Origin of the sequence: Lysinibacillus sp. FSL K6-0102, assembly GCF_038003545.1 — a bacterium.
Lineage (GTDB): Bacteria > Bacillota > Bacilli > Bacillales_A > Planococcaceae > Lysinibacillus > Lysinibacillus capsici.
In genome coordinates, this window is record NZ_JBBOPH010000001.1 from 635,693 (window position 1) to 660,057 (window position 24,365).

Genomic DNA, 24,365 nt, shown 5'->3' on the forward strand with positions numbered 1-24,365 from the left:
TTGTGTATACATACTTAATTTTTGAGGGGGAAATGACATGTTAACTGCAGAACAAATTCAAGCAATTTTACCACACCGCTATCCTTTTTTATTCGTCGATCGCATCATTGAATTAGAAGAAGGGAAACGTGCAGTAGGATTAAAGAACGTTTCAATTAACGAAGATTTTTTTAATGGGCACTTCCCAGGTTATCCAGTTATGCCAGGTGTGTTAATTGTGGAAGCTTTAGCTCAAGTAGGTGGAGTGGCTTTATTAAATGCTGAAGAATTTAAGGGTCGTTTAGCTTTTTTAACGGGTGTTGATAATTGTCGTTTCAAGCGTCAAGTCGTACCTGGCGACCAACTTAAATTGGAAGTAGAATTTGTAAAACTTCGTGGCGCAATGGGTAAAGGTCATGGTGTAGCAACTGTAGATGGAGAACTTGTATGTGAAGCCGATATTCTATTTGCAATTGGGCCTGAACAGCCTAAACAAGCTTAATTTGCATTTGTAGACCAAAAGATATAAAATAGATAAAGTCAAGTCAAAAATTGATTAGTAGGTTCTTAAATTGCGATGGTAAATATGCGATTGTGAATTGAAATAGATGTAATTTTTAGGTTTTACAAACGTAGGAGGATTATTAAGATGTATAAGGAATTGTCTTCAGGTATTAAAATTAGCATTACTCGTTCGATTTCAACATCTTTTGAAACATACTTAGCAAGTATTGGTTGGGATGAAGAGCGCTTTTCCATGGAAGACTTCATTGCAAACTGGCAGACTTATTTTCAGGAGAATGCCGCGTGGATCGAAAAAATCCCTGCTGATACATTGATGAGCGCACAGTTTCATGAAGAAATGGCACAAAAAATCGATGAGGTTATTGCCAAAATTTTAAATGAAGAACCAACAGCACAGCAAGTCGAAACAATCGAGGCATTGCAAAAAGAGCTAGGCACAAACTATAGCTACGACTGTAAAGCAGAGGCAGCATATATTGAACAGTTATTAAAAGAAAAACAAAAATAGTTTGTACAAAAATCGGATAGTTCCCTCCTTTCTCGGGCAATCTATGTAGGATCACAAATACAGTAGATGTATTTGATGACATAGTACCCAAGAAAGGAGGTTTTTTACTATGTGGAAAATGTCATTTTTAACCATCATTCTTGCAACTGCATTCCTTGGAGGTTGTAACTGGGGAAATAATGCAGTAGAAGATCACCCTGTTCGAGAAGTCGAGAATGACGTACGTCGAGGAGTCGACGATGTCGAGGACGCATTAGATCCGAATAATCGTGACGATGCATACGATCGCAATAATGTAAATGGGAATGGTGTAGATCGAGGTACTGTTAACGATAATACAACATTACCTGAAGCAACAACACCTGGTTCAAATGCCGATATCAACAGCACAAACGGCTATGACAACACACCAAATGCAAACGGTGTAAATGGTGTTGAACGTAATGACAACATGAACGGTAACAATAATAATGATGTTGTCGACGATAAAGTAAACAACACTGAAAAATACCGTGATGGTATGAATAACCGATAACATAAAGAGAGTGTTTCCTCTGCGGAAAACACTCTTTTTTCAATGGAAAGCGAAACGAATACCGGTGGAAGCAGACCTAATACTCGCGGAAGCAGAGTAAGTACCCGCGAAAACAGAGTGAATACCAGCGGAAGCAAAGCGAATACCCGCGAAAGCAGGGTGAATACCTAAAAGCTAAGCAAAACCCCCATCAAAAAAAATTCTTCATATGCTCCAGTAAATTTTCTGGTAAATGGTAAACACGATTCTTATAGGTACCGGTATATGGAAACTTAAACTTCCGTAGCAATCGAGTAGCTGCATCGTTAGAATTAATTCTAAAAAACGCTCGTAACTGTTTATTGGTAATAGAATGACTAATCAATAACCGATAATCAAGCAAAGCCTCTGCGAAAATTTCTATACTTCTATAATGACAAAATGAACATTTCCAAATGCCACGATGGAAGTACATATTATTTTGATAGGTACATTTTGGACAAAGAACACCGTGTCGAAATCGTGATGGGGCAATTGATGTATGAATCTGAGGAATAATTTGTTTAGAAAGTAGTAGGTGCACTAATTGGGTTAATTGATTATCTATTAATTTTTTAGGGTGCTTTTTAAAAAGCGACTGGAGATACTTATGAAGTCCGGACGCATGAAAAATGGGAAGAGTACTAGTTGAATTGACGATGATTGTGGAAGGATTTGCTATAACAACAGCCCCTTCAACAGGAAGGGAATAACTTGTAATCAGATTTTTAAGAAATTCCATATGACGCTCAGTTTGAGTAAGAGCATTTGGAAATCCTTCTACAGTACCATCAACCCTTGTGCGTGTGCATTGATGTGTGTGTTGATCAAATTCAAGACGACCATGTATGTTTTTGATTTCTACAACCAACATAAAATGGGGACAAATAAAAAGCGTATCAATCTGATGCAGATGTTGAGCCGTGTTCATAAGACATAAATTATGTAAGACAAAAAAGGTATTTGGATATATTAATTCATGCCATACGCGATCAACCTTTTGCTCGCCAGCAAACCCTGCATCTAGTCGACGATACTGCTCTTGATAATAATGATATTCTACATCATCCTTTAAAAGACGCCTCATCAAAGCCTCAAGCCATAATAATTTTAAAGGCTTCTTCCTTATAGCAACCACCAAATGTAACCCTCCTTTTTTAAATTGTATTGTACAAAAAAATTACTGCTTGTCCAATAAAAAAACGATGCAAAAATTCGCATCGTCAGTCATTTTTTAATTTTGGTCGCTTTTTCATATCTTGTGTAAAGCGATCCAGTAAATCCTCTAAAGAAACACCCTCAGCAAGTAGCTCGGAAAGTAATTGTTCTGCATATTTTGATCGTTTAATTTTAAGCGTACCTTTTAATAGGACTGAAACATGATTACCGATTTCTTCAACAGTATGTACGATCACCTGAAAAGGAGCGGGTTCATTATCTGGGAATGAAATAACTGCACGTACATTGAAGACTGTAGCATTCGCTAAGAGCTCATCAAAGGTTGAGCGATATTGTTTTTCCATAAACAATTCAAGTACCCAAGATTGATGGCTATTTTCCTGATTAATAATGATGCCATCGATTAAAGGGAATGGTTGCACGCCATCTTTCGTGACAAGGTCAAAGGAAAGCATTTTAAAGGTTTTCAATATGTATATTCCTCCTAAGTCTGTCATTCTTTTAGTATAACACATGAGACAGCTGTTGTTTGTGATGCGCACTTGTGACGGTTATTCAAAAACTGCGAAATTGCAGATTTCATGGAATAGCATTTGCCATTACAGCCTAAAGCATTCAGCTAGAAAATTAATAAAAAATAGAAAAATAAAAATGCCGATTTACCCAATTTATGCACAAAAACTGAAGGAAATTAACAATATTGATTTTTGCGAATACCGGAATCATTTTGTAAGATGAGAGCAATCAAAAGCAAAGGAGGTGAATGAATGAATCAAGTCGGATTGGTTGGAAGGTTTACAAAAGACCCGGTGTTACGTTACTTATCTGGAAATCGTGTGCAAACTCATTTCTCACTAGCCATTAATCGTAATTTTAAAAACAATCAAGGGGAAGTAGATACAGATTTTGTTTTCTGTACAGCTTGGGGAAGGCTTGCAGAGAATATCGTTAAATATTGCGGTAAAGGTTCATTAATCGGTGCCACTGGCCGTATTCAAACAAGGTCATTTGTAAATGAGGAAAGCACAAAGATTTTTATGACAGAGATAGTGGTTGAGGATGTTAGATTTTATCAACTTAAACAAAGAGATAGTGACGAAGCGGTTACTGTACCGCCACAGCCACCGAATGAACAGAAACACTTAAAGGATTTTGTTTTACCTTAGCAAGTATAGTTTACATACGGGGCAAGAGAACTTTCATTGTCTGATCTGCCATTCTCCTTATATTTCTTGCACCGTAACAAACAGAAAGGAATGATGTGTAACACTATAATAAACATTGCTGAAGACCGCACAGCAATGGAATTTTCAACACAACTAAATACGAATAATGAAGTAAGTAGGGAAAAGAAGTAGCAAGTTCCACTAAAAGAGCGCCAAGAACTATTTGCTCTTGGCGCATCTCATTATTATATATCTAATGTTATTAAATCGCGGAGTTCTTGATCTTCTAACTCGGTCAACCACTGGCTTGATTGAATAAGCTCTTCGGATAATGCAGATTTCTGCACCAGCATCTTATCAATTTTTTCCTCGATCGTGCCAATTGTCACAAACTTATGGACCTGCACAAATTGTGTCTGTCCGATTCGATATGCTCGATCGGTCGCTTGGTTTTCAACAGCAGGATTCCACCAGCGATCTGCATGTAAAACATGATTAGCTGCTGTTAAATTAAGTCCTGTTCCACCAGCTTTCAAAGAAAGGATAAATATAGGGAAATCTCCTGCCTGGAAAGCCTCTACTAAGCGGTCTCGCTGCTGCTTAGGCATGGCACCAGTTAAAAATGGTGCATCTACATTATATATTTCACTAAAGCAATGTTGTAGCAATTGTCCCATTCCGATATATTGTGTAAAGATGAGACATTGCTCGCCATTGTCCACAATCTCAGCTGCCATTTGTACAATGCGCTCTAGCTTAGTCGAACGTGCAAGCATTGTTTCGGCATCCTCGAAAGGTTCCTTTAAATATAAGGCAGGATGATTACATAATTGCTTTAATTTACTGAGCATCTTTAAGACGCGACCCTTTTTTTGAAAGCCTGTTAACTGCTCCAGCTGATCAAGCGTCTCTAAAATATAGCCCTCATAGAGTGAAGCTTGCTCTGTTGTTAATGGACAATATTCATTCGATTCTAGCTTATCTGGTAAGTTAAGCTGTAAATGTGGATCTCGCTTTGTACGACGCAATAAGAATGGCTGAATTTTAGCTCGAAGCTTCTGCTTATGCGACTCTGATTCGTCTCGTTCAATAGGCAAAATAAATTCTTCATTGAAGCGACCAAAACTACCTAGATAGCCCTTATGAATGAAATCAAAAATAGCCCATAACTCAGATAAACGATTTTCTACAGGTGTCCCAGTAAGAGCTATGTGATGGTCACCTAGCAATTTACGAATGGCTTTCGATTGTAATGTTTGCATATTTTTTATGTTTTGTGCTTCATCAAGTACTACCGTTGCCCATTCGATATCCTGTAAAAATTCAGTATCCTGTGAAACAGTACCATAGGTTGATAAAATGACATGTGGCCTTTCTGCTGTCACTAGCTTTTTAAACTCTTCATCCTTTGCTCGATTTGCTTGATAATGTGTATGCACAATCAGGGACGGGGCAAATCGAGCAAGTTCTTTTTGCCAGTTCCCAAGTACTGAAGTGGGACAAATAATGATGGATGGCTTTGTGTAAGTTGAAGACTCATAAATATGAAGCAAATAGGTAATCAATTGAACCGTTTTTCCAAGTCCCATATCATCAGCTAGACATGCACCGAAACCTTGTTGGCGCATAAAGACTAACCATTCAAAGCCTTCTAATTGATAAGGGCGTAATTCGGTTTGTAGGGACAATGGAATCGAGACGGCAGGTAAGCCTTTCTTCTCCAAAAGTTGCTCCATGTATGCTTTTAATGATTGTTGTATTTCCAATGCAAAGATTGGATCATCTCTCAGTGCATCATCTGCATCTTCTTCCTCAAGAGGGGCAGACAGATCTTCTGGTAACTCCCTAAATAATAATTCTCGAACAGTCCAACTTTCATCTTCTGCCTGTTGCATCAATTCACGCATTTCTTGCATCCAATTAGCATCTACTCGGAACCATTCAGTACCAATACGAATAAATTCACGTTTCTCATCCACAAGTTTTTTAAATTGCTCAGCTGAAATTGTTTGTCCGTTCATAGAAAACTGCCATTTAAACGTTAAAATATCATCTAAACCTGCTACCTTCCTTGTTGAAACATTGCTAGTTGTAACGCGTACTCGGATTTTGGATTGTTTTAAATCCTTTAGCCATGCTGGCAGCACAACATCAAAACCAAGTGCCTGCAATCTAGCAAGATCTTCCCGTAAAAAAGAGCGAACTTCTAAATCTTCCAGTGTCACACGAATAAAGATATCACTATTGATCGTATCGGTGGATAGAAGTTCTACAATTTGCTGTTGTTGCTGCTTAATTTCAGTCGCAAACATTCTCCACTTTGTAGGTAGTGCTTCTTCAATAGGTAAGGATTGTTTACGAATAGCAGGTGTCCAGTAGTTTTTCGTTGTAGCAGTGCTTAGCACCGTTTCTAATAACCATACATCGGCATCTTCTTCTGGCTCACTTAACCGTAAAGAAACGGAAACAGCTCCAGCTTGACGAGCTTGATCCAATGGCCAGCCTCCACGTAGGAAAAAGGGTAATAACTTTGGTAAATCAGCTAGTATTAGCCCAACCTGTGAAAGCTTCTGCTGTACAGCTGTTTCCAATAATGCTGAATCTATATGATCAATAGGGAAAGTTAATGATGAAAAATCATCTGCAATCACGGCATGTGACCAAAGTGATGGCTCTTGCCAGTATGCTTGTAATGCGTAAACTTTTTTTAACCATTCTATACTTTCTTCATTTGCACCACTCCAATTGATGAAAGGGTGCTGGAAGCTTGTTGAAAAAATATCGAGTAACTCAGCTGTAGAAACTTCAATTGTAAAATCAGCCCGATTTGTTAATAATCCATAAACGTTTGCCTCATAAGTAAAGAATAGCGAAGAAATTAATGTATCAACATCGATTGTTGTACCATTTGCAGTAAAACCCTGCAACGTAAAATATCCTTCCCGAGCTACTTCAATACGGAGCTGTTGTGTTTTGGAAAAAGGGGAAGGAGCATTTATTGTCATCATACTAAGTTTCCTTTCTCAATTTCTTCTTGTAACGCACGTAGTCGTTTATATTCTGCACGAATGGTTTGCATATATGTTTCAAAATAAGCTGCTTTACCAGCTCGCTTTGCAGCGCTACGCATACTTTTCCAAATACGCACAGCCTGTTTATAATTTAAGCGTGATTTTTGCGCAATTTCAGCCATTGCATAGACATGATATAAAGGTAAAACAGTTGCAGGTTCAACCTGTAATACATCCTTTAATCCACACATTTCTAAGTAAGAGAGGGATGATGGGTTTAGTTGATGTAGAGCTGCCCATTCCCGATAGCGACCTTTTTTAATTAAAAAACTTGAGAACGGCTGTAGTCCATACACACCAAAGGCACTATACAGCATTGCTTCCTCTTCCTCCGAAAGCTGAATCTCGTCAAATAAAAGTTGGAATTGCCTTACGTATTGGGCACGCTGAACGACTGGAACGACCTCCTGTAGAAACACTTCAGTCAAAGGTAAAATTGCTCGTAAAATGACTGCTAATGAATTGGACTCTCCAGCACGTTGAGCAAAAGTAGCTAGTTCAAACAAATCCTGCATTTGTGGTAAATCGACCTGTGCCAACTTTTCAAGCAGTAAATCCTCTTTCTGTAATAGCACATAAAATAATAATTTTAGTGATTGTAGAGAAATTTCCGCTGAAGAGTGAACAAGATTATTTATAAATGCCAATTCCTGTTCACGACGAGGCTTCTCATAAAAAAGTACTGCCCATAGTAGCATATATAGACGAAGGCGATTGGCAAAAAGCCCTTGTCTTTCTAATAAAAATTCTCTTACTAGCTCTTGGATGGCATCATAAAATGGATCTGTCGCAAATAGTCGTGATCGATTAGAAAGCTCTGTAAGAATGCTCTCAAAAGATTGCGTGCTTTGTTCGATAAAATATTTCATATAAGGTGAATCTAACGAATGTCCAGGTGTTTCATTTAAATGTCGCCATATCGAATTAAAAATGGCTAGCTCCATATAGAGCTTATAAAGAGGTTGCCATTCACGCTCAAAGGGCATATGTCGACGAAGACGCTCCAAAGCATCGGTTCTTACAGCGGAAAGCCCATAGCCTTCTAGTATGCGCCCAGGTGGTAATAATCGTTTCATCACCTCATCCACCATCATCGACCAGCTTTGCGGGCTGCGTTCATCTGCTAAAGATTTTAATTGAACAGATTTTTGTGCACGCCAAGCACTCGACCAATTTTGAACCGAATCAAAATATTGGTAGAGAGCGAGTAAAGCACCTATTTGATGTCGACACCATTTTGCTTGAGGACAGCTACAATGTAGCTCTTCCTTTGAAAAATCAATTTCAACAGAAGCGGGTCTGACATCTTGAACACTTGCATATAATATAGAACTTGCTCCATTAAATCGTTCAAAAACAATGGACTTATTCCTTACTGAAAAGACAGCACGGCGCACTAGTTCCTCATCTTCGGTAGAGGAAGGATGTAACCCTTGTTCAGCTTCTTTTAATTTAGTCAGCACAAATGCTTGATGTTCCTTAGCTAATTGCGATATAGACAATGCCATAACCTCACTCCTTTCATCATGTATGGCTATAGTTAACATTGTTTATTGTAAAAAGGAAAAAAAGACTGTCCTTCCATTATACGATTAAAATGCAGTAATGATAAGCTGAATGATCAGAAAGAAAAAAATGAGGTAAAGATAGTTAACAAGGCTTTTGATTTGTGTTAAAATCTGAATAATCAGATAATTTAGGAGGGATGAAGGATGATGCAAGTTCAATACATGAAGCCGTTTTACACAAAAGTTACTGGAGATAAATTACGTCTCGTATTTGCTTATCAATATTTCTCTATTTTAAAAGAGAATGAGATTTTCCATTTCATTCCCATAGAAGGTAAAGAGATGATCATCAACATGAAGACACAGCAGATTGAAAATTTATCTGAGGTTTTTGTTTTCCAAAAAGGAAATCGCTTTATTCGGTTACCACTTTATCAACTATTGCTTATTACTAATGTTCATGAGCATTTAGCACCAATACTTGAAAGCGCTACACCAAAGCAACAAATTCCGATGGTTTCTACTGTGACGGTTGGTGAAATCGATCAGCTTATTGCAGAGTTAGAGGAGAAAAATTTGGACCATTTGATTGATCAGGCATTACTAGAGAATGATAAAGAACTCTTTTTCGAATTGCTACAGCAAAAGAGCCATCAACTTGGGGGTTTCAAAATTGAATAGATGGAATGTCCAGTAAGCACCTACTTATCATAAATGACAAGCAGGTGCTTTTATTATGTAGTTAATCAACTATAAAATGTTAAAAACACATAAAAAATTAGAAACCATTTCCAGTATTAAGGTCAATAGATGAGATGTTGGACCGATATAAAAACAAGAAGGTGGTGAAATCATGCTTGGTAAGTGGTCAGCAACAGGGATGGCAATCCTGAATAATATGAATCGTCATTATGGGGCGATGAGTAAAGCCATGCTACGAATTTCTTCCGGATATCGAATTAATAGTGCAGCAGACGATCCAGCTGGACTGGCGATTTCTGAAAAAATGCGTGCTCAAATTCGTGGCTTGAATATGGCAGCTAAGAATATACAGGATGGTATTTCGCTTGTGCAGACGGCAGAGGGGGCACTGAATGAGACACATGCCATGATTCAGCGTATGCGTGAGCTAGCAGTGGAGGCAGCCAATGATACATTAACAGATGATGATCGTAAAAAATTAGATTTGGAATTTCAAGAATTAAAAAAGGAAATTCAGCGCACATCAACCGATACAGAATTTAATACAAAGACATTACTTAATGGGGATTATGAAACAAATGGCATCAAGATTCAAGCAGGCGCCAATGCAGGACAGAGTATAGAATTATTTATCAATGGGATGGGGTCCGAGGCACTTGGGTTGAAGGATACTTCTATTGCTACTCGTGAGGAAGCGGAAAAAGCCATGTCTTCGATGGATGAAGCCTTAAAACATGTTTCCAATGAGCGCTCACGTCTTGGTGCCTATCAGAACCGCTTGGAACATGCCTATAATGCTAATGTGAACACGGCAGAGAATTTACAAGCAGCAGAGTCTCGTATTCGAGATGCAGATATCGCAAAAGAGATGATGAATATGGTGAAGGCGCAAATTTTAATGCAAGCAGGTCAATATGTTTTAGCCATGCATATGCAACAGGCCCAGTCCATTTTAAAATTATTAGAAGTAGGAAAAAAATGATGAATTTCAATTAACATTGAAATTCATCATTTTTTAATGTTTATTTTGACAAAGCATCAATTGCTAATTTAGCAGTTGCAGTTGCTTCATCTTGCAATGGGATGACGGCCTGGCGCATTTTTTCTTGAACTGTTGTATAGGATTCAAGAATTGCTACAGCTTGTTCAAACAATGTTACACCATTCCAATCATCAACCTCGACATGACCGATGACAGGCTGATCAACGATATCAGCAAACGCATCAATTTTCGGATCATACGAAATGGCAATAAACGGTGTCGCATAGATTGCCGAGAAAATTAAGGAGTGCAGTCGCATACCTATTAATAGTTGAGATTGACCAATCACTGTGATTTTTTCCTCAATAGATAAATCAGCAGGAGCAATCAAGCTCTTTTCCTTCATAAGTGCTGCTACTTCCTGTGAAGTAATAAAATCATGCTCACCATGCATAGGCAGGAAAACAATTTGCTCACCCTGACGTACTAATTCATCTAGGCTGTGTGCAATTTTTTCCTTGTAGGCAACAGCGGATGGCCAATCTCGAACGCTTACAGAGATATAGCTATCGGCTGACAAAGAGACATTTTCTAGCCACTCACAATGAAAGTCATTACCGTTAAGTCCCATAACAGGATCTGGTACGATCTTTGTTTCTTTTCGTACACCGATCTCTGTTAAAAGAGCTAGAGAGGCTCTGTCTCTAACTGTTATTTGTTCGACCTTATTAAAAACTGTACGAACAATAAATTTACTAAGCGGGTGATTGATTGGACCCATACCTTGGGCGTAAACAAATACTGGCTTCTTCAACCATTTTGCGATTTGAATAACGCCCGCATAGTAAGGAATCGTTTTCATGCCTGTTTGATCCTGCATGAGACTACCGCCACCACTAATCAGTCCATCTGCTGTTTTAAGTAATTGACGAATTTCTTTCATTTTCCAACGGTTAATGGCTTTGACACCATATGTTTGCTCAGTAGCTGCTGGGTTATTAGATAGTACCGTGATCTCTATATCACTTTGCCACTTTTTTAAAGATTGGATAATGGACAATAGAATGGCATCATCTCCGACATTATCAAATCCATAATAGCCAGATAAAACAACGTGCATTATGACCACCTCGCGATTGCCTTAGAAACCCAACGATAACCGATTTTGAAGATTAGGATAAACACAAGTCCTACTACAAGACCTAGAGATACACTGTATAGTGTACGTAATACAGAAACAGCTACTGGGATGTGTAGATGAGTAAATGTATTCATGATGGATAAGAAACCGATAACACCTGGTACTAGGAGAATACTTCCCCATTTTCGATTAATACCCATTACATATAACGCTAAAATGAAGAATGGGAAACCAATTAAAAATTCCTTTGTTCTTGGTCGAACATACAATGTATTTTCTAGCCATTGTCTAAAGGCTAATTCCATATCACTTACAGAGCCAGAGTTCCCTGTTCGGCTAATGTAAAATAATCCGACACCTGCCAACACAACGAGTAGTAGCACATGCCAATATTTTAATTCTTTATTTAACAATGTTACCGTATTTGATAAAGAGTTCTTAATGTTTTGTTCAGCTAGTCGGTTTATCTCAATCACTGTAAATAGTAAAACACCCATAATTGGAATAAGATAAACAAGCTTAACCCCTTTAAATACAGCAAAGCCTGTCATAAAGGCATTACCATTCAATAAGCCAATGACAATAACAATGCCAATTACACTAATTGCTACTGCCTTTAAGTATTGGACCAATATGATAGACACCTTCGTAGAACCTTGCGCTGATTTGATGACTGCATAGGTTGGTGCAAGGACTGCAATAATGAGTGCAAATGCTTGTAAAAACAGAGTACTTTTCAGGATAAAGTACGCAATTGCTAGTACAGCCATAAAGCCAGCTGCCGCGATACGAAGAGGCATCCATTTTACTAATTCAGAAATGATAAAGGTAAATAAAATACCTGCTACTAATACGGTTGCTGTGACCCAAGCTGGCACTACTACTTTATCAAATAGCTTTGGTTCACCTGCTTTGAAATGATCTGGCATTGTGTCATGCACACCATTTAAATAATCAATCGTTTCTTCTACATTTTCTTTGGCATTACCTGTTGTTTTAATATGATAGAAAATAGAGCGAATATTACGCTCTTTGACAGCTCGTGTTGTACGGTCAATACTTGCATTTAGCTTTAATTTAGTCTCTCTATTGACATTGATGCTATGCAAACGAATCATATTGTAATCCGTCATTTGAGCGATTTTACTTTCGCCTTTAAGTGGGTTACTTTCAATTGTGTAGAAGTAATAGCCAGCATCATTTAATTTTTCAACTAATTGATTGCCGTCTTCTTGTCCAAAACCAATAGCTTCATCACCCTGACCAAGTAAGCGGCCTGCTGAAGCCTCTTTTAAATCGACTAATTGATTGACCAACTTTTCATTAGCTACTTCATTATCTGCATTTTCCACCTTAAAGATGTGAGCTAGTCCATGCTTACTAATCATGTCAATAGCAGGCTGATCATAGCCAATTGGAGTTTTTAAATCAAAATTGTGGTTAGAAGCAGGAAGGAAATAGAAAGCTTCTTCTCCTATTTGTACTTCCTCTGGTTCAACGCTCTCCATGATCAGTTTTTGGTAGCTTTCGTTTTCAGGCACTCGAATATAATAGCCGCTATTAGTGATATCAACAGCATCTTTATAAGGTGTAAACAATAATTGTGCTGCTAACTCACTTTCTTTATAAACAGTAATTAAGTTTTGCTTTTCCATTTCCTTTAATGTTAAGGGCTCTAGACTCACAGTATTCAGCCCAGCATCCTTTAAGGAAGAAAGAATTTCATCCATTGTTAGGTCGCTATTTTTTTCTGCGGTTTGTATTTCATCATAGGGAATAACAATCTCATAAGCATCATTCGATTGCTCCGCATTCCACCTCTTCATAATACCTGTAGAGGAAACGACGAGTAAAAGAACAATGATTCCCCAAAGCCATTTCTGTTTTGACATAAGTGTCCTACCTCTCTTATTTATGAAAATCTTTTTCCGATAACAGGGATTTTCTTTAAATCTTGTTTATGAATAGCTTTCATCAGCCATAGTAGAAGGAAGTAAAGAGCTCCACCAACTACGATTGCGACAGTTAGATAGCCCATTGCCGACATTCTTGACCAATGTGTAAAGTCAAGCCAAAGTGTTGGTAATCCAACTGCTGCTCCCATTACAATGGAAGACACAATCATTTTCACCGTATCTTTTCCAAGGACAGTAAAGCGAATCGTACGATAAATAAAGACAGAATTCACAATAAATAACACAAAATACACTAGCAAAGTTGCATAGGCAGCACCATCTAAACCAAATGCTTGAATAAGGAAGATGTTAGAAAACACCTTAAGGACAACACCACTCAAAATAATGAGAGCTCCTGTTTTGGCAGCATTCATGCCCTGTAGAATACCTGTTCCTAGCAAAGTTAGTGATGTAAAGACAGAGCTTAGATTGATGATGGCTAACATTAAGCTTCCCTCAAAGTCTTTAAAAAGAGCTAGATTTAAAGGCAAGGTTAAGGCTAGTAGCCCAATCGCAGCTGGCCATGAAATAAGATGTGTCATACGATGAGTTTGCTCAATAATAGTGCGTGTTTCATCCAATTTACGCTCAGCTAGCTTCGTTGTAATTAACGGTACAAGCGGCAAGATAATCGAAGAAGCAAAAACAGTCGTAATTTGAACTAATGTTAGTCCTCGCCCATAAATACCATAAAGGTAGCTAATCTCACTCGCATCTGCACCAGCACTTCTTAAGCCATATGTAACCGTAAAGGAATCAACAAAGTTAAAGAGTGCCATTGTCACAGAACCGATCGCAATGGGAATAGAAATCTTTAAAATGGTTTTACTGTATTTAGAGAAATCCTTACCAGAATATTTCTCCTTACTCGTCACTTTTACCGAAGAACGGAAATATTTAAAGAGTAAATAGAAAAGTGACCCGAGGGCTCCTAATACAGAGCCTGCCATAATTCCACCAGCTACGATATCATTTGAATAATCCATTGCTACTAGGAAATACGCAACAATTAAAATTAATGCAACACGTACTAACTGCTCAATCACTTGAGAAATGGCAGTAGGTCGCATATCCCCAAAACCTTGGAAAAATCCACGATAGACAGCCATATAGGGGGCTACCAGTAATGTAAGGGCAACAATAATTAAGGCAATCTCTGTTGAAGGTCCACCAAGTGCATTCGCTATCTGCTCTGAAAAGCCGTAAATGATTGTAAAACTAATGACGCCAAAGGATAATGCAAGGATTCTTGCAGTCACATAAATTTTCTTAATTTTGGCAGTATCATGACTCGTCCTAGCTTCGGCTATTAGCTTAGAAATAGCGATAGGGATACCCGCAACGGATAAATAAAGTGCTACCATATAAACAGGATAGACAAGACTAAAAATACCAAGTACTTCATCACCAGCAATATTTTGAAGTGGTATACGGAAGATACTTCCGATTACTTTGGAAAGTAAGGTGGCAATCGTCAGGATGAGTGTGCTTTTAACAAATGTTGACTGACTCATTTTGTTTTGCCCTGACCTTTAAACTTTAATGCAAATACCTTTAAAGCAAAGCGAGGGAGTACAAGCATTCTTCCAAACCGACTCGGCTGGCGTAACAGTCGATAGAGCCATTCAAGATTTAACTTTTGCCAAATTACTGGTGCACGTTTTACAGTACCAGCGATGACATCGAAGGAGCCACCTACACCGATAAATACACCCTTTGAAAATTTATCAAGGTTTTCTGTTATCCATTTTTCCTGTCTTGGTACACCTAATGCCACAAATACAAGATCAGGCTGTAAAGTTGCTATTTCTTTTGCAAAATCATTATTATTCCAGTCGAAGTAGCCATCATGATAGCCAACGACATCAACGTTTGGATAGTTCTTATGAATATTGGCAACCGTCTTTTCGATGGTTTCCTTTTGAGCACCTAGTAAATAGATTTTAAAATGCTTTTGCTGACCAACCTCTAACAGACGTACCATCGTATCATAGCCAGTTACGCGCTCTGGAAGTGAATCTCCAAGGATTTGTGCAGCCTTAACGACACCAATGCCATCTGCACAAATGTATGTTGCCTGCTTTAAGTAATTCATGACAGTTGGATTTTCATTTGCCTGCATGACAACTTCAGGATTGGCTGTCACAACGAAAGTTTTTTCTTGCTGTTCAATACGATTAACGAGTAAATCAACAAACCCTTGTTGACCAATATGTAAAAAGGGTACGCCCATAATCGTTACATGCCTCATATAGTGTTCAAACCTTTCTGTAATTCCATTTTCACTGCAATCTATCATACCACAAAAGCAATATTGACAGGAAATTTTCGATAATGGGTTTAACGATGATTACCTAGAGTATAGCTCTTATTAGTAACGATTTTTACATGGTATAGCAATCGTCCTATTAAGCTTTTTTAGGACACTATTTTGACGTAGAATTTACTAAATTTTAGGGGAATAGTATGAAAATTATATCCTGAAATTTCGAGTTTCTTCTATTATATAGCGCTTTCATCTCGGCGATAAAAAATGACTAACAAAAAGAGTGCGAATCATCATCGCACTCTTCTTTTGCGCATCCTATTAAAATCATTTTTTTACAATATAATCGCCATGTACCCAGCCTGTTTTTTCGTTGTAAAGCACCTGATACCAGGCACCATTTTTTATAAACTCACCTTTATCGTCTACAACACCGATAATAAAGCCATTCGGTTTAACAGTACCTAAAATAGCACTTGTCGTAGATGGTTCACTTCGAACATTAAGTGTAATGTTCATATTAACAATTTGTAAGCCATTTTCGAGACTCACATAATCATCAATCACCCAGCCCTCTTGTCCATTGACACTTACTTTCAACCAACCACCATTTTCACCAAGAACTTTAAAGGAGGTATCCTTTGGCAAATTCGTAATAATTGAAGCATTATCTGCTGTATTTGGATACGTTCTCATATTGAGATTAATCGTCGTTTTACCAGTTGCTCCAGCTAACCCTAAATCCAATGCGTATTGCTTCGATGGACTCGGTAATGAAGGAGCGGAAGATTGACTTTGATAGGCAGGCACATCAAACACTAGGTTTGTTGTCGTATGAGCACCAATTAATTCATAAATATCATAGATCTTTTTCGCTTGAATGACAGCCCACATCACATGTGTTGCATATTGGTGGACTGTCGGATTATCAGGATTCCAACGCATTTTATAGAGCGTATCCTGCCCCCTGCTAATATACTGATCCTTTACAAATTGGGCACCGCCGATAATGGCATCCTGAACAGTAAACCAGCCATTTGTATAAGCGCGCTCCGCACCATACTTATTAGCATCGGCATCTATAGCGCCAATACCGTAAGCATTGTAGGTTGTCTTAATAGCAGTTAATTTATCCAGATTTTCTGGTGTTGCTACCATTGGCTTGCCATTTGTATCTAAGCCAACCTCGATCCCTTTAATTAGTGCAGAACCTCCATTGGCTGTTTCGTGCAAGGCATGCGAGACTAAATAAATAGCATTGATCTTATTGTCTATACCAGCTTGAATAAAGGCATCCGCTGTACCTGCTAAGCTTCCTTTATTGGCAAGTACTTTATCATTTAGCTCTTTTGCACTCAGATTATTGACGACAGTAGATAATTTTAGGAATTGATAATAAGATGGGCTATCCTGCATAAAGCTTTTTGGGTGTACATAGTATGACACTAGTGCCTCGCTAGCCGTGAAAATGCCAGCACCATCGACCTTTGGATTATTCATTGTTTGTTTACTTACTACAGAGGAGTAATCATGTGAGTAATTCGTCGTCATATATTGCTTACCACCTGTCCCAGGCGCCTCTAAATGGATTAAACGATAGAGCACGGTAGCTGCCTCAGCACGAGTTGTTTGAGCAAGAGGTGCAAATTGATTATTTGGCTTCCCAACAAGTAGTCCTGTTGTGACGACAGCTTGTACATCTGCATAGGCCCATTTGGCAATGCGTGCATTATCACTAAAAGCAATAGGGGAGGAAGATGTATTGATGTTTTGATAAGTGAGAGCTCTTTTTAACATAGACGCCATTTCCTGACGATTAATGTGATTATTAGGATGGAATTTGCCTTGCTCGTCACCTTTAATTAGCCCATGATAGCTTGCTTGCTCGACTACTCCGTAATACCAGTCACCTTTTTTAACATCTGTAAAGGTTGCCTGACTAGAAGCTGCTGGTAATTTCAGTGTTCTAACAAGAAAGGCTGCAAATTCAGCACGAGTGACAGCATCATTCGGACGATAATGGCCGAATTCATCACCCTTCATTAAATCGTTGGTAATAAGATAGTTCATTTCATGGTAGGCCCAGTGCTTCGAAATATCTTCTGCTGAAGCGGTAGTTGGCGCAAGGTATAACATTCCTACCAGCACGGCCCCATAAAGAGGAAATTTACGTTTCATTTTTTAAGCTCCCTTCAATAGCTGATATGTTCTATCAAACTATCAAAAGTGTAGCATAAAAAGTGGCAATCTATTATTACAACATGGGGACAGATAGATTTAGCTTTTTACTTAATAAAGAAGAAACTCATAAAGTTGGTGGGGAAGAGGCGGAATTCGCTAAGAAACGCCTTCTATATTTCGGTTTCTTTACAATTATAACTAAAATATTACGGGAGTCTTTAATTTTTGACAATTTAGTAACCATTCCAGAAAATGCTTGGTTATTATTGAGAGTAAGGTATAATAGGTAACGGAACTATATGTTACCAATCCAAATGAGGATATAATTAGTTGTAAGTTTAATGGTTTCTACTAAATACCATATTAGGTATGGTAAAAAAATCTTATATAACTAAATTTATGTCCCAATGCTTGAAATTTGGAAAAGATAGTGTTATATTATTGTAGAAAGTGAATAAACTTACTAGAATGGTATTCTACTACGCTTTTTCTAGTAAATTTACTAACAAATTTGCTTTAGTTTTGTATTATTCAAGAAAGCTATAATACATACATTTAGGTAACTAGGCGGTACTATAGTTTTCATTGGATTAATATCAATTTAAGGAATTTTAGGGAGGAATACATTAATGGCAAAGCAAAACAAAGGCCGTAAGTTCTTCGCGGCATCAGCAACAGCTGCATTAGTTGCATCTGCAATCGTACCTGTAGCATCTGCTGCGCAAGTAAACGACTACAACAAAATCTCTGGTTATGCTAAGGAAGCAGTTCAATCTTTAGTAGACGCTGGCGTTATCCAAGGTGACACTAAAGGGAACTTCAACCCACTTAACACAGTTACACGTGCACAAGCTGCTGAAATCTTCGCAAAAGCTTTAGATTTAACTGCTAGTGGCGATGTAAACTTCAAAGACGTGAAAGCTGGCGCTTGGTACTACAACTCAATTACTGCTGTTGTAGAAAACGGTATTTTTGAAGGTGTAAGCACAACTGAATTCGCACCAAACAAATCTTTAACTCGTTCTGAAGCTGCTAAAATTTTAGTAGAAGCTTTCGATTTAGAAGGTGAAGCAGATCTTAGCCAATTCGCTGACGCTTCTCAAGTAAAACCTTGGGCTAAAAAATACTTAGAAATCGCAGTAGCTAACGGCGTTTTCGAAGGTACTGACGCTAACAAACTTAACCCTAACAGCTCAATCACTCGTCAAGACTTCGCTTTAGTATTCAAACGTACTCTAGACAAAGTTGAAGGTGAAACTCCAGAAGAAGCAGCATTTGTTAAAGCTATCAACAACACAACTGTTGAAGTAACATTCGACGAAGAGGTTACTAACGTTCAAGCGCTTAACTTCAAAATCGATGGCTTAGAAATCAAAAACGCTTCTGTTAAACAATCAAACAAAAAAGTAGTTGTTTTAACAACAGCTTCTCAAACAGCTGAAAAAGAGTATGTTTTAACTCTTGACGGCGAAACAATCGGCGGATTTAAAGGTATTGCTGCTGTAGTTCCAACTAAAGTAGAACTAGTATCTTCTGCAGTTCAAGGTAAACTTGGCCAAGACGTAAAAGTTCAAGCTAAAGTTACTGTTGGCGAAGGTCAATCTAAAGCTGGTATCCCAGTTACTTTCAGTATCCCTGGTAACACAAATGATGCTGTTCATCCAACAATCGTAGGTGAAGCAGTAACAAATGAAGAAGGTATCGCTACTTACTCTTACACTCGTTATAAAGACGGTGTTGATGAAGTAACTGCTTATGCAACTGGTGATCGTTCTAAATTTACACTTGGTTATGTATTCTGGGGTGTAGATACAATTCTTACAGTTGAAGAAGTTACTACTGGCGACACAATTAACAACGGTGCTAACAAAACTTACAAAGTTACTTACAAAAACCCTAAAACTGGTAAACCAGAAGCTAACAAATCATTCAACGTTGGTTTTGCTGAAAACATGAACGTAACATCTGATAAAGTAGCAAACGCTACAGTGAACGGTGTTGCTGCAAAACAATTAAACAACAATACTGCTCCATTAACAGCTCGCGTAACTACTGATTCTAAAGGTGAAGCTACATTTACAGTTTCTGGTACAAACGCAGAAGTGACACCTGTAGTATTTGACGTAAATACTACTACAAATGAGAGTGCAAACCTTTACAAAGCTTCTTTATTACAAGCTTCTGCTAAAAAAGTAAAATTTGCAGCAGTACAAGCGGCATACACTATTGAAGTAAATCGTGTAGGTGGCGAAGTAGCTGCGCTTTATGCAGATAATGGTCGCGAATATAAAGTTATTGTAAAAGATAAAGATGGTAAATTAGCGAAAAATGAAATCGTTAACGTTGCATTCAACGAAGATTTAGACCGTGTAATTTCAACAGTTACAGATGCTAAATTTATCGATGCTGACAATGAAGTTTACTATCCTAACACTGGTACTGGTAACACAGCTAAACAAATCTCTGTAAAAACAGATGAAAAAGGTGAAGCTACATTTGTTATCGGTTCTGATAAAGTAGATGATTATGCAACACCAGTTGCTTGGATTGATATCAATACTTCTAATGCAAAAGAAGCTACTCTTGATGAAGGTGAACCAAAAACAGTTGCGCCAATTTCTTACTTCCAACGTGCGTACCTTGATGGAGCATCAGTTAAATCTTATGATACTGCTGGTAAGAAACAAACTAAATTTGAAGATGCTGCAGTAGCAACATTTAAAGCAGAATTAGTAAACCAAAGTGATAAAGTAATTAAAGCTACTACTAAATCAGTATCGTACACAGTGTTTAACACAGGTGCAAATGATGTTGTTGTTGCAGGAAAAACTGTTTCACCAAACCGTAGTATTACATTATCATACCCAGGTGAGTTAACTTCAGAGAATTTAGCAGTTCAACTTGCTAATGCTGAGAAATCATCATCTGTACGCGTGATTGCAACTGGTATTGCTATTAACCCTGCTGATGGTAAAGATTATGCATTTACTGCTAAAGAAGCAACTGCAACATTCACTGCTAAGTCTGATATAACAAACAACTTCATTGGTCGAGTTGTATCAGTAAGCACTGTAGACAAAACTGTAACATTAGTTGATGGAAATGGTGTTACTAAAAAACCAATTTCTTATAAAGATGCTAAATTTGTAGCTGAAAATAACTCTCCACTTGAAGATGCAGATGCATTTATTGCAGAACTGAAAAAATATGCTAATAGTGCTGAAGTACAATACAGTAAAGATGCAGATGGTAAAGTAACATTCAAAATTGTACGTGGAGCTACTTCTGGTGCACCTGTACAAGTTGATGAATTCAAAGCTGACTTAACTAAAGCTGTTCAAACTGTAGCTGGTTCTTCATCTACACCTGCAATTGCAACTGCTGACTCTGCTAAAATTCTTACAGCTGGTGCTACAGTAAAAGTAGCTGGTGTTGAATTTAAATACTACAATGGTATTACATTACCAGACTCAAATTACTATAACGATGTAGAAAATTTAGTTTTCAAAATTAATGAAAATAAAAATATTACTACAGTTACAGCTAAAAAAGATGCTAGTGGCAATCTTGAATTATCAGCTAATATGAATGGTACTTTCAGCTTTGAAGCGGCTGGTTCTACAATTGTTAGTAACGAAGGTAAGTTAGGTCAAGAGCAAGAAGTTACATTTACATTCTCTTCAGCATTAAACATTGCTAAAGGAGATACAGTTAAAGTTAATGGCACTACAGGTACTATAGCTTCTGTAAGCTCTGATAAGAAATCTGTAGTTGTGAAATTTGCAGGTACAGGAGTATCAGGTGCTGTGTCTACATTTGAAGTTGTAACTACTGATGGAAAAGGAAAAGGTAATGTTATAGTTATTCCTACTACTGTAACTATTACTACTCCATAATTAAATCAATTTTTTTAAAAAGACTTTGTGGATTATTCCACAAAGTCTTTTTTTGTATGTGAATCACTAGCTGCAACGTTAGCTCAAATTAAAAGCCAATATATTTTTTTGACACACCTTTAGAAAGATTAGAGTATCGAATTAAGGTATGTTCTTTTGTTAAAAAGTAAAATATCTTTTGTTACCACTTTTACTGATCATTTGTCAATGAAGATTTATTCAATCCACTCCACTCATACTTTACATTTTCGCTTAACTTTAATAATAATTAACGTTAACATAATACAGATGTGAAATAGATAATTCTACAATTAGATCCACAAAGTGATGCCATTTTCTTTTTTTTTAGGGGGTTTTTTGTATTCATGAAAACTCAGGTGTACCCGAGTAACCACAAATACTTTTATAGTTAAATCGAAATTTTGTAATAGAGCTATCTTTGATGATAACTAACTTTTTGCTTTACAAAGAACTAAGGATTAGTAGTCTAAGAAGATTCTTAATTATACAAATACTGTCATGAGAATTTACGGTTTATAAAATTATCTTTTTATTAATTCAGAGGATTTCCAATTACAATTGGCACTATATCCTATATATGACTGTAATTTTATAGTATAATGATTTTATGTGCAAAAATACATAATTCGAGGAAGGTAGACTTATAATGACATTCACGGAATCCACAAGAAAATATATTTTGTCAGGGATTGTCGCGTTAGTTGTAGTTGGACTAATAGTGGCGAGTGTTTTAGCAAACAATCAAGATGAAGATTTTTTGATGTCTGAGACTTTATATAATCAAGCTGTACAATTACAAGCAGATAGTGATTTAGAAGGTTCAATAACAATGCTTTCAGAAGTATTAAAAAAACAGCCAAATTCAGAAGTTGCTAATTATGTAGCAGGTCTAACAAATGCCCGAAATGGTGATTTGAAGCAAGCAGCAATATATATGCAAAAAGTTTTAGACATTAATCCATATAAGGTAGAGGACCCGAAATTTATGCTCCAAATGGGAGAAATATTTTTAGGTGCAGAGAAATTTGAAGAAGCAAAAATCGTGTTATTACGTTGTCAGGAATCACAATGGACATTGGAAGATATTCCAGACTATCAAGAGTATGTAACAACATTATTAGCTGAAATTGAAAATTCGCAATCAAAGGAAGGTACGGATAATGAGTAAGTTTTACGAAAAAGTTGCCTATCGTGATGTTGAGGAGGATATTCAATCACAAAAATCTATGGATAAGTGGATTTTTGGGTTACTTCTTTTTGTAATTGGATTTGTACCATTAATTGTTATGGGGAGTGTAATAGAGATCCAGTCCCCATTGATTACAAATGTTAGTGCATTAATGGGAGGAGCAAAAGGGGACCTGTTTACACACTATAAAGCACTAGTTGTTGTGGTCATTACGGTGTTAGCAGCATTACTATTTATGGCAAAAGTTTTATTTATGGATGGCAAAATCCTAAAAACAAAATTGAATTATGCATTAGGAGCATTTGCTGTAGCAATTGTGTTATCAACAATTTTTTCACCAAACATTTCAATTGCATTACATGGTCAATACAATCGTTCAGATGGGGCAATTAGCTGGCTATGTTATTTAGCGTTGTTTTTCATTGCGATGAATATTGAATATCCAAAAAAGGTAGTTAGATATGTAACATATGCTTTTACACCACTAACAATCTTTAATTTTATCATTATTATTTTCAATTTTACAGGTAATGATCTTTTACAATATGCATGGATGAAGAAATTAGTAACTTTATTTCTGCCAAGTGACGTGAATCTTTCAGAAGGCTCTCATTTAGTAGGAACATTAAACCATGGTAACTATATGAGTGGGATGTTTGCAATTATAGCAACTATGTTTTTAGTGAATAGCATTGTAGGTAAAAAAATGCTCGATAAAATTTCTAGCTTTGTTTTATCAATTTTATCAATATTAATTGTACTAATGTCTCTATCAACAAGCGGTTTCTTAACAATGATTGTCATGTTACCTTTCATTTTATGGATAGCATTTAAGCATGACAAAAAAGTGTTTGCTTTAGGGCAAGTAGTTGTATTTTGTATGGTCTCCGTAGCAGGAGTTCATGTGCTTGCAAAAGAGAATGCTAAAGTATGGGATGAGTCATTTGGTTTCTTTATTTCAAATAATCCATATCAAGAAGAATCATATTCTTTTAATAGTGATATATTTAATTGGGGTAATCGTGTATATGCAGCAGATGCTCAATTTGAACTGCCAGCACCAGCTGAGAGTGGTGTAGGCGCAGGTTCCGGACGTGTTTATATTTGGTCTTATATAATGGATTTAGTAAAGGACCGACCAATTTTAGGCTATGGTTTAGACACGTTAATTTATAATTTCCCGCACTATAATAAAGATGCAAGAGCGAATCTAGAAACTCAAGAAGTAATTGTAGATAAACCTCATAATATGTATCTGGGTGTTTTATATGGTACAGGAATTGTTGGTTTTGTCTCATTCTTAGTATTAATTGTATTTTTGAGTATAAGAAGCTTAAAAGTAGTTTTTGATGGGAAAACGAGCACTACTGTATTAGCCTCAGCTGTATTAGCATTCCTGTGTCAGGCTGTGTTTAATGATACATTGCCAGGGGTAGCTGCGCCTTTATTGATAATTAGTGGTATGTTCTATGCTTTCAACATCAAAATACTGTTAAATAATAAGTAGCGAGAAAAGCATTATATTTTTATAATGCTTTGAAGA

General features: G+C 37.1%; 19 protein-coding genes. 10 read left to right on the forward strand and 9 right to left on the reverse strand.

The features are described from left to right. The first annotated feature begins 37 nt into the window (after window positions 1–37). The 3 genes from fabZ to NYE73_RS03030 all read left to right on the forward strand — a co-directional run bounded on the left by fabZ (window position 38) and on the right by NYE73_RS03030 (window position 1,547). Window positions 38–481 (forward strand): 3-hydroxyacyl-ACP dehydratase FabZ, encoded by a 444-nt coding sequence (gene fabZ, locus NYE73_RS03020; protein ID WP_016991806.1) that lies wholly within the window; start codon window positions 38–40, stop codon window positions 479–481. 147 nt (window positions 482–628) lie between these two features. Next, complete coding sequence (locus NYE73_RS03025; protein WP_048395640.1) at window positions 629–1,012, forward strand: hypothetical protein; 384 nt, start codon at window positions 629–631, stop codon at window positions 1,010–1,012. 109 nt (window positions 1,013–1,121) lie between these two features. Further along, window positions 1,122–1,547: a hypothetical protein gene (locus NYE73_RS03030; RefSeq protein WP_048395642.1), complete on the forward strand. Its 426-nt coding sequence runs from the start codon at window positions 1,122–1,124 to the stop codon at window positions 1,545–1,547. 190 nt (window positions 1,548–1,737) lie between these two features. Here NYE73_RS03030 and NYE73_RS03035 read toward each other — a convergent pair whose 3' ends face one another. Then, the gene (locus tag NYE73_RS03035; protein ID WP_258859163.1) at window positions 1,738–2,703 is read right to left on the reverse strand and encodes a nuclease-related domain-containing protein; all 966 of its coding nucleotides are present in this window, start codon (window positions 2,701–2,703) and stop codon (window positions 1,738–1,740) included. 85 nt (window positions 2,704–2,788) lie between these two features. After that, entirely contained in the window at window positions 2,789–3,214 is a 426-nt protein-coding gene (locus tag NYE73_RS03040) for a YwpF family protein (protein WP_048395644.1), read from the reverse strand. 297 nt (window positions 3,215–3,511) lie between these two features. On the opposite strand from NYE73_RS03040, the gene NYE73_RS03045 reads away from it, so the two are divergent. Beyond that, window positions 3,512–3,910 (forward strand): single-stranded DNA-binding protein, encoded by a 399-nt coding sequence (locus NYE73_RS03045; protein WP_259949470.1) that lies wholly within the window; start codon window positions 3,512–3,514, stop codon window positions 3,908–3,910. A gap of 245 nt (window positions 3,911–4,155) precedes the next feature. Here NYE73_RS03045 and NYE73_RS03050 read toward each other — a convergent pair whose 3' ends face one another. Together NYE73_RS03050 and NYE73_RS03055 are read right to left on the reverse strand one after the other, a co-directional pair. After that, window positions 4,156–6,918, reverse strand: coding sequence for a DEAD/DEAH box helicase (locus NYE73_RS03050; RefSeq protein WP_259949473.1), 2,763 nt, complete (start codon window positions 6,916–6,918; stop codon window positions 4,156–4,158). Next, window positions 6,915–8,489, reverse strand: a complete 1,575-nt coding sequence (locus tag NYE73_RS03055) for a hypothetical protein (RefSeq protein WP_259949475.1) — start codon at window positions 8,487–8,489, stop codon at window positions 6,915–6,917. Before NYE73_RS03055 ends, NYE73_RS03050 begins: the two co-directional genes overlap by 4 nt. Before the next feature lie 204 nt (window positions 8,490–8,693). Here NYE73_RS03055 and NYE73_RS03060 point away from each other — a divergent pair, with 204 nt between their 5' ends. Together NYE73_RS03060 and NYE73_RS03065 are read left to right on the forward strand one after the other, a co-directional pair. Further along, the gene (locus NYE73_RS03060) at window positions 8,694–9,170 is read left to right on the forward strand and encodes an IDEAL domain-containing protein (protein ID WP_004269498.1); all 477 of its coding nucleotides are present in this window, start codon (window positions 8,694–8,696) and stop codon (window positions 9,168–9,170) included. Between the two features lie 172 nt (window positions 9,171–9,342). Continuing rightward, entirely contained in the window at window positions 9,343–10,173 is an 831-nt protein-coding gene (locus tag NYE73_RS03065) for a flagellin N-terminal helical domain-containing protein (RefSeq protein WP_259949477.1), read from the forward strand. A gap of 40 nt (window positions 10,174–10,213) precedes the next feature. On the opposite strand, the gene csaB is transcribed toward NYE73_RS03065, so the two are convergent. The 5 genes from csaB to NYE73_RS03090 all read right to left on the reverse strand — a co-directional run bounded on the left by csaB (window position 10,214) and on the right by NYE73_RS03090 (window position 17,713). Then, window positions 10,214–11,293, reverse strand: coding sequence for a polysaccharide pyruvyl transferase CsaB (gene csaB / locus NYE73_RS03070; protein WP_103117433.1), 1,080 nt, complete (start codon window positions 11,291–11,293; stop codon window positions 10,214–10,216). Continuing rightward, the gene (locus NYE73_RS03075) at window positions 11,293–13,206 is read right to left on the reverse strand and encodes a DUF5693 family protein (RefSeq protein ID WP_112117327.1); all 1,914 of its coding nucleotides are present in this window, start codon (window positions 13,204–13,206) and stop codon (window positions 11,293–11,295) included. The genes csaB and NYE73_RS03075 overlap by 1 nt, the downstream gene beginning before the upstream one ends. Window positions 13,207–13,226: 20 nt before the next feature. Then, window positions 13,227–14,783 (reverse strand): putative polysaccharide biosynthesis protein, encoded by a 1,557-nt coding sequence (locus NYE73_RS03080; protein WP_054548722.1) that lies wholly within the window; start codon window positions 14,781–14,783, stop codon window positions 13,227–13,229. Next, complete coding sequence (locus NYE73_RS03085) at window positions 14,780–15,502, reverse strand: WecB/TagA/CpsF family glycosyltransferase (protein ID WP_216485822.1); 723 nt, start codon at window positions 15,500–15,502, stop codon at window positions 14,780–14,782. The genes NYE73_RS03080 and NYE73_RS03085 overlap by 4 nt, the downstream gene beginning before the upstream one ends. A 360-nt stretch (window positions 15,503–15,862) precedes the next feature. Next, window positions 15,863–17,713 carry an S-layer homology domain-containing protein gene (locus NYE73_RS03090; protein WP_259949486.1) on the reverse strand — a complete coding sequence of 617 codons (1,851 nt, stop codon included), beginning with the start codon at window positions 17,711–17,713 and terminating at the stop codon, window positions 15,863–15,865. Between the two features lie 83 nt (window positions 17,714–17,796). On the opposite strand from NYE73_RS03090, the gene NYE73_RS03095 reads away from it, so the two are divergent. The 4 genes from NYE73_RS03095 to NYE73_RS03110 all read left to right on the forward strand — a co-directional run bounded on the left by NYE73_RS03095 (window position 17,797) and on the right by NYE73_RS03110 (window position 24,329). After that, complete coding sequence (locus NYE73_RS03095) at window positions 17,797–18,006, forward strand: hypothetical protein (protein ID WP_066036924.1); 210 nt, start codon at window positions 17,797–17,799, stop codon at window positions 18,004–18,006. Window positions 18,007–18,345: 339 nt separating this feature from the next. Then, window positions 18,346–21,612, forward strand: coding sequence for an S-layer homology domain-containing protein (locus tag NYE73_RS03100; protein ID WP_259949489.1), 3,267 nt, complete (start codon window positions 18,346–18,348; stop codon window positions 21,610–21,612). Between the two features lie 667 nt (window positions 21,613–22,279). Then, window positions 22,280–22,801, forward strand: a complete 522-nt coding sequence (locus NYE73_RS03105) for a tetratricopeptide repeat protein (protein ID WP_258860899.1) — start codon at window positions 22,280–22,282, stop codon at window positions 22,799–22,801. After that, window positions 22,794–24,329, forward strand: coding sequence for an O-antigen ligase family protein (locus tag NYE73_RS03110; protein WP_259949495.1), 1,536 nt, complete (start codon window positions 22,794–22,796; stop codon window positions 24,327–24,329). Before NYE73_RS03105 ends, NYE73_RS03110 begins: the two co-directional genes overlap by 8 nt. Window positions 24,330–24,365 lie beyond the last annotated feature (36 nt).

What these genes read in the sequence shown, in the direction of transcription:
- csaB (WP_103117433.1), bottom strand. Translation starts at nt 11,293, where the DNA reads ATGCACGTTGTTTTATCTGGCTATTATGGATTTGATAATGTCGGAGAT.
- NYE73_RS03085 (WP_216485822.1), bottom strand. Translation starts at nt 15,502, where the DNA reads ATGGGCGTACCCTTTTTACATATTGGTCAACAAGGGTTTGTTGATTTA.
- NYE73_RS03060 (WP_004269498.1), top strand. Translation starts at nt 8,694, where the DNA reads ATGATGCAAGTTCAATACATGAAGCCGTTTTACACAAAAGTTACTGGA.
- NYE73_RS03105 (WP_258860899.1), top strand. Translation starts at nt 22,280, where the DNA reads ATGACATTCACGGAATCCACAAGAAAATATATTTTGTCAGGGATTGTC.
- NYE73_RS03055 (WP_259949475.1), bottom strand. Translation starts at nt 8,489, where the DNA reads ATGGCATTGTCTATATCGCAATTAGCTAAGGAACATCAAGCATTTGTG.
- NYE73_RS03065 (WP_259949477.1), top strand. Translation starts at nt 9,343, where the DNA reads ATGCTTGGTAAGTGGTCAGCAACAGGGATGGCAATCCTGAATAATATG.
- NYE73_RS03080 (WP_054548722.1), bottom strand. Translation starts at nt 14,783, where the DNA reads ATGAGTCAGTCAACATTTGTTAAAAGCACACTCATCCTGACGATTGCC.
- fabZ (WP_016991806.1), top strand. Translation starts at nt 38, where the DNA reads ATGTTAACTGCAGAACAAATTCAAGCAATTTTACCACACCGCTATCCT.
- NYE73_RS03075 (WP_112117327.1), bottom strand. Translation starts at nt 13,206, where the DNA reads ATGTCAAAACAGAAATGGCTTTGGGGAATCATTGTTCTTTTACTCGTC.
- NYE73_RS03045 (WP_259949470.1), top strand. Translation starts at nt 3,512, where the DNA reads ATGAATCAAGTCGGATTGGTTGGAAGGTTTACAAAAGACCCGGTGTTA.
- NYE73_RS03110 (WP_259949495.1), top strand. Translation starts at nt 22,794, where the DNA reads ATGAGTAAGTTTTACGAAAAAGTTGCCTATCGTGATGTTGAGGAGGAT.
- NYE73_RS03090 (WP_259949486.1), bottom strand. Translation starts at nt 17,713, where the DNA reads ATGAAACGTAAATTTCCTCTTTATGGGGCCGTGCTGGTAGGAATGTTA.
- NYE73_RS03025 (WP_048395640.1), top strand. Translation starts at nt 629, where the DNA reads ATGTATAAGGAATTGTCTTCAGGTATTAAAATTAGCATTACTCGTTCG.
- NYE73_RS03050 (WP_259949473.1), bottom strand. Translation starts at nt 6,918, where the DNA reads ATGATGACAATAAATGCTCCTTCCCCTTTTTCCAAAACACAACAGCTC.
- NYE73_RS03095 (WP_066036924.1), top strand. Translation starts at nt 17,797, where the DNA reads ATGGGGACAGATAGATTTAGCTTTTTACTTAATAAAGAAGAAACTCAT.
- NYE73_RS03030 (WP_048395642.1), top strand. Translation starts at nt 1,122, where the DNA reads ATGTGGAAAATGTCATTTTTAACCATCATTCTTGCAACTGCATTCCTT.
- NYE73_RS03100 (WP_259949489.1), top strand. Translation starts at nt 18,346, where the DNA reads ATGGCAAAGCAAAACAAAGGCCGTAAGTTCTTCGCGGCATCAGCAACA.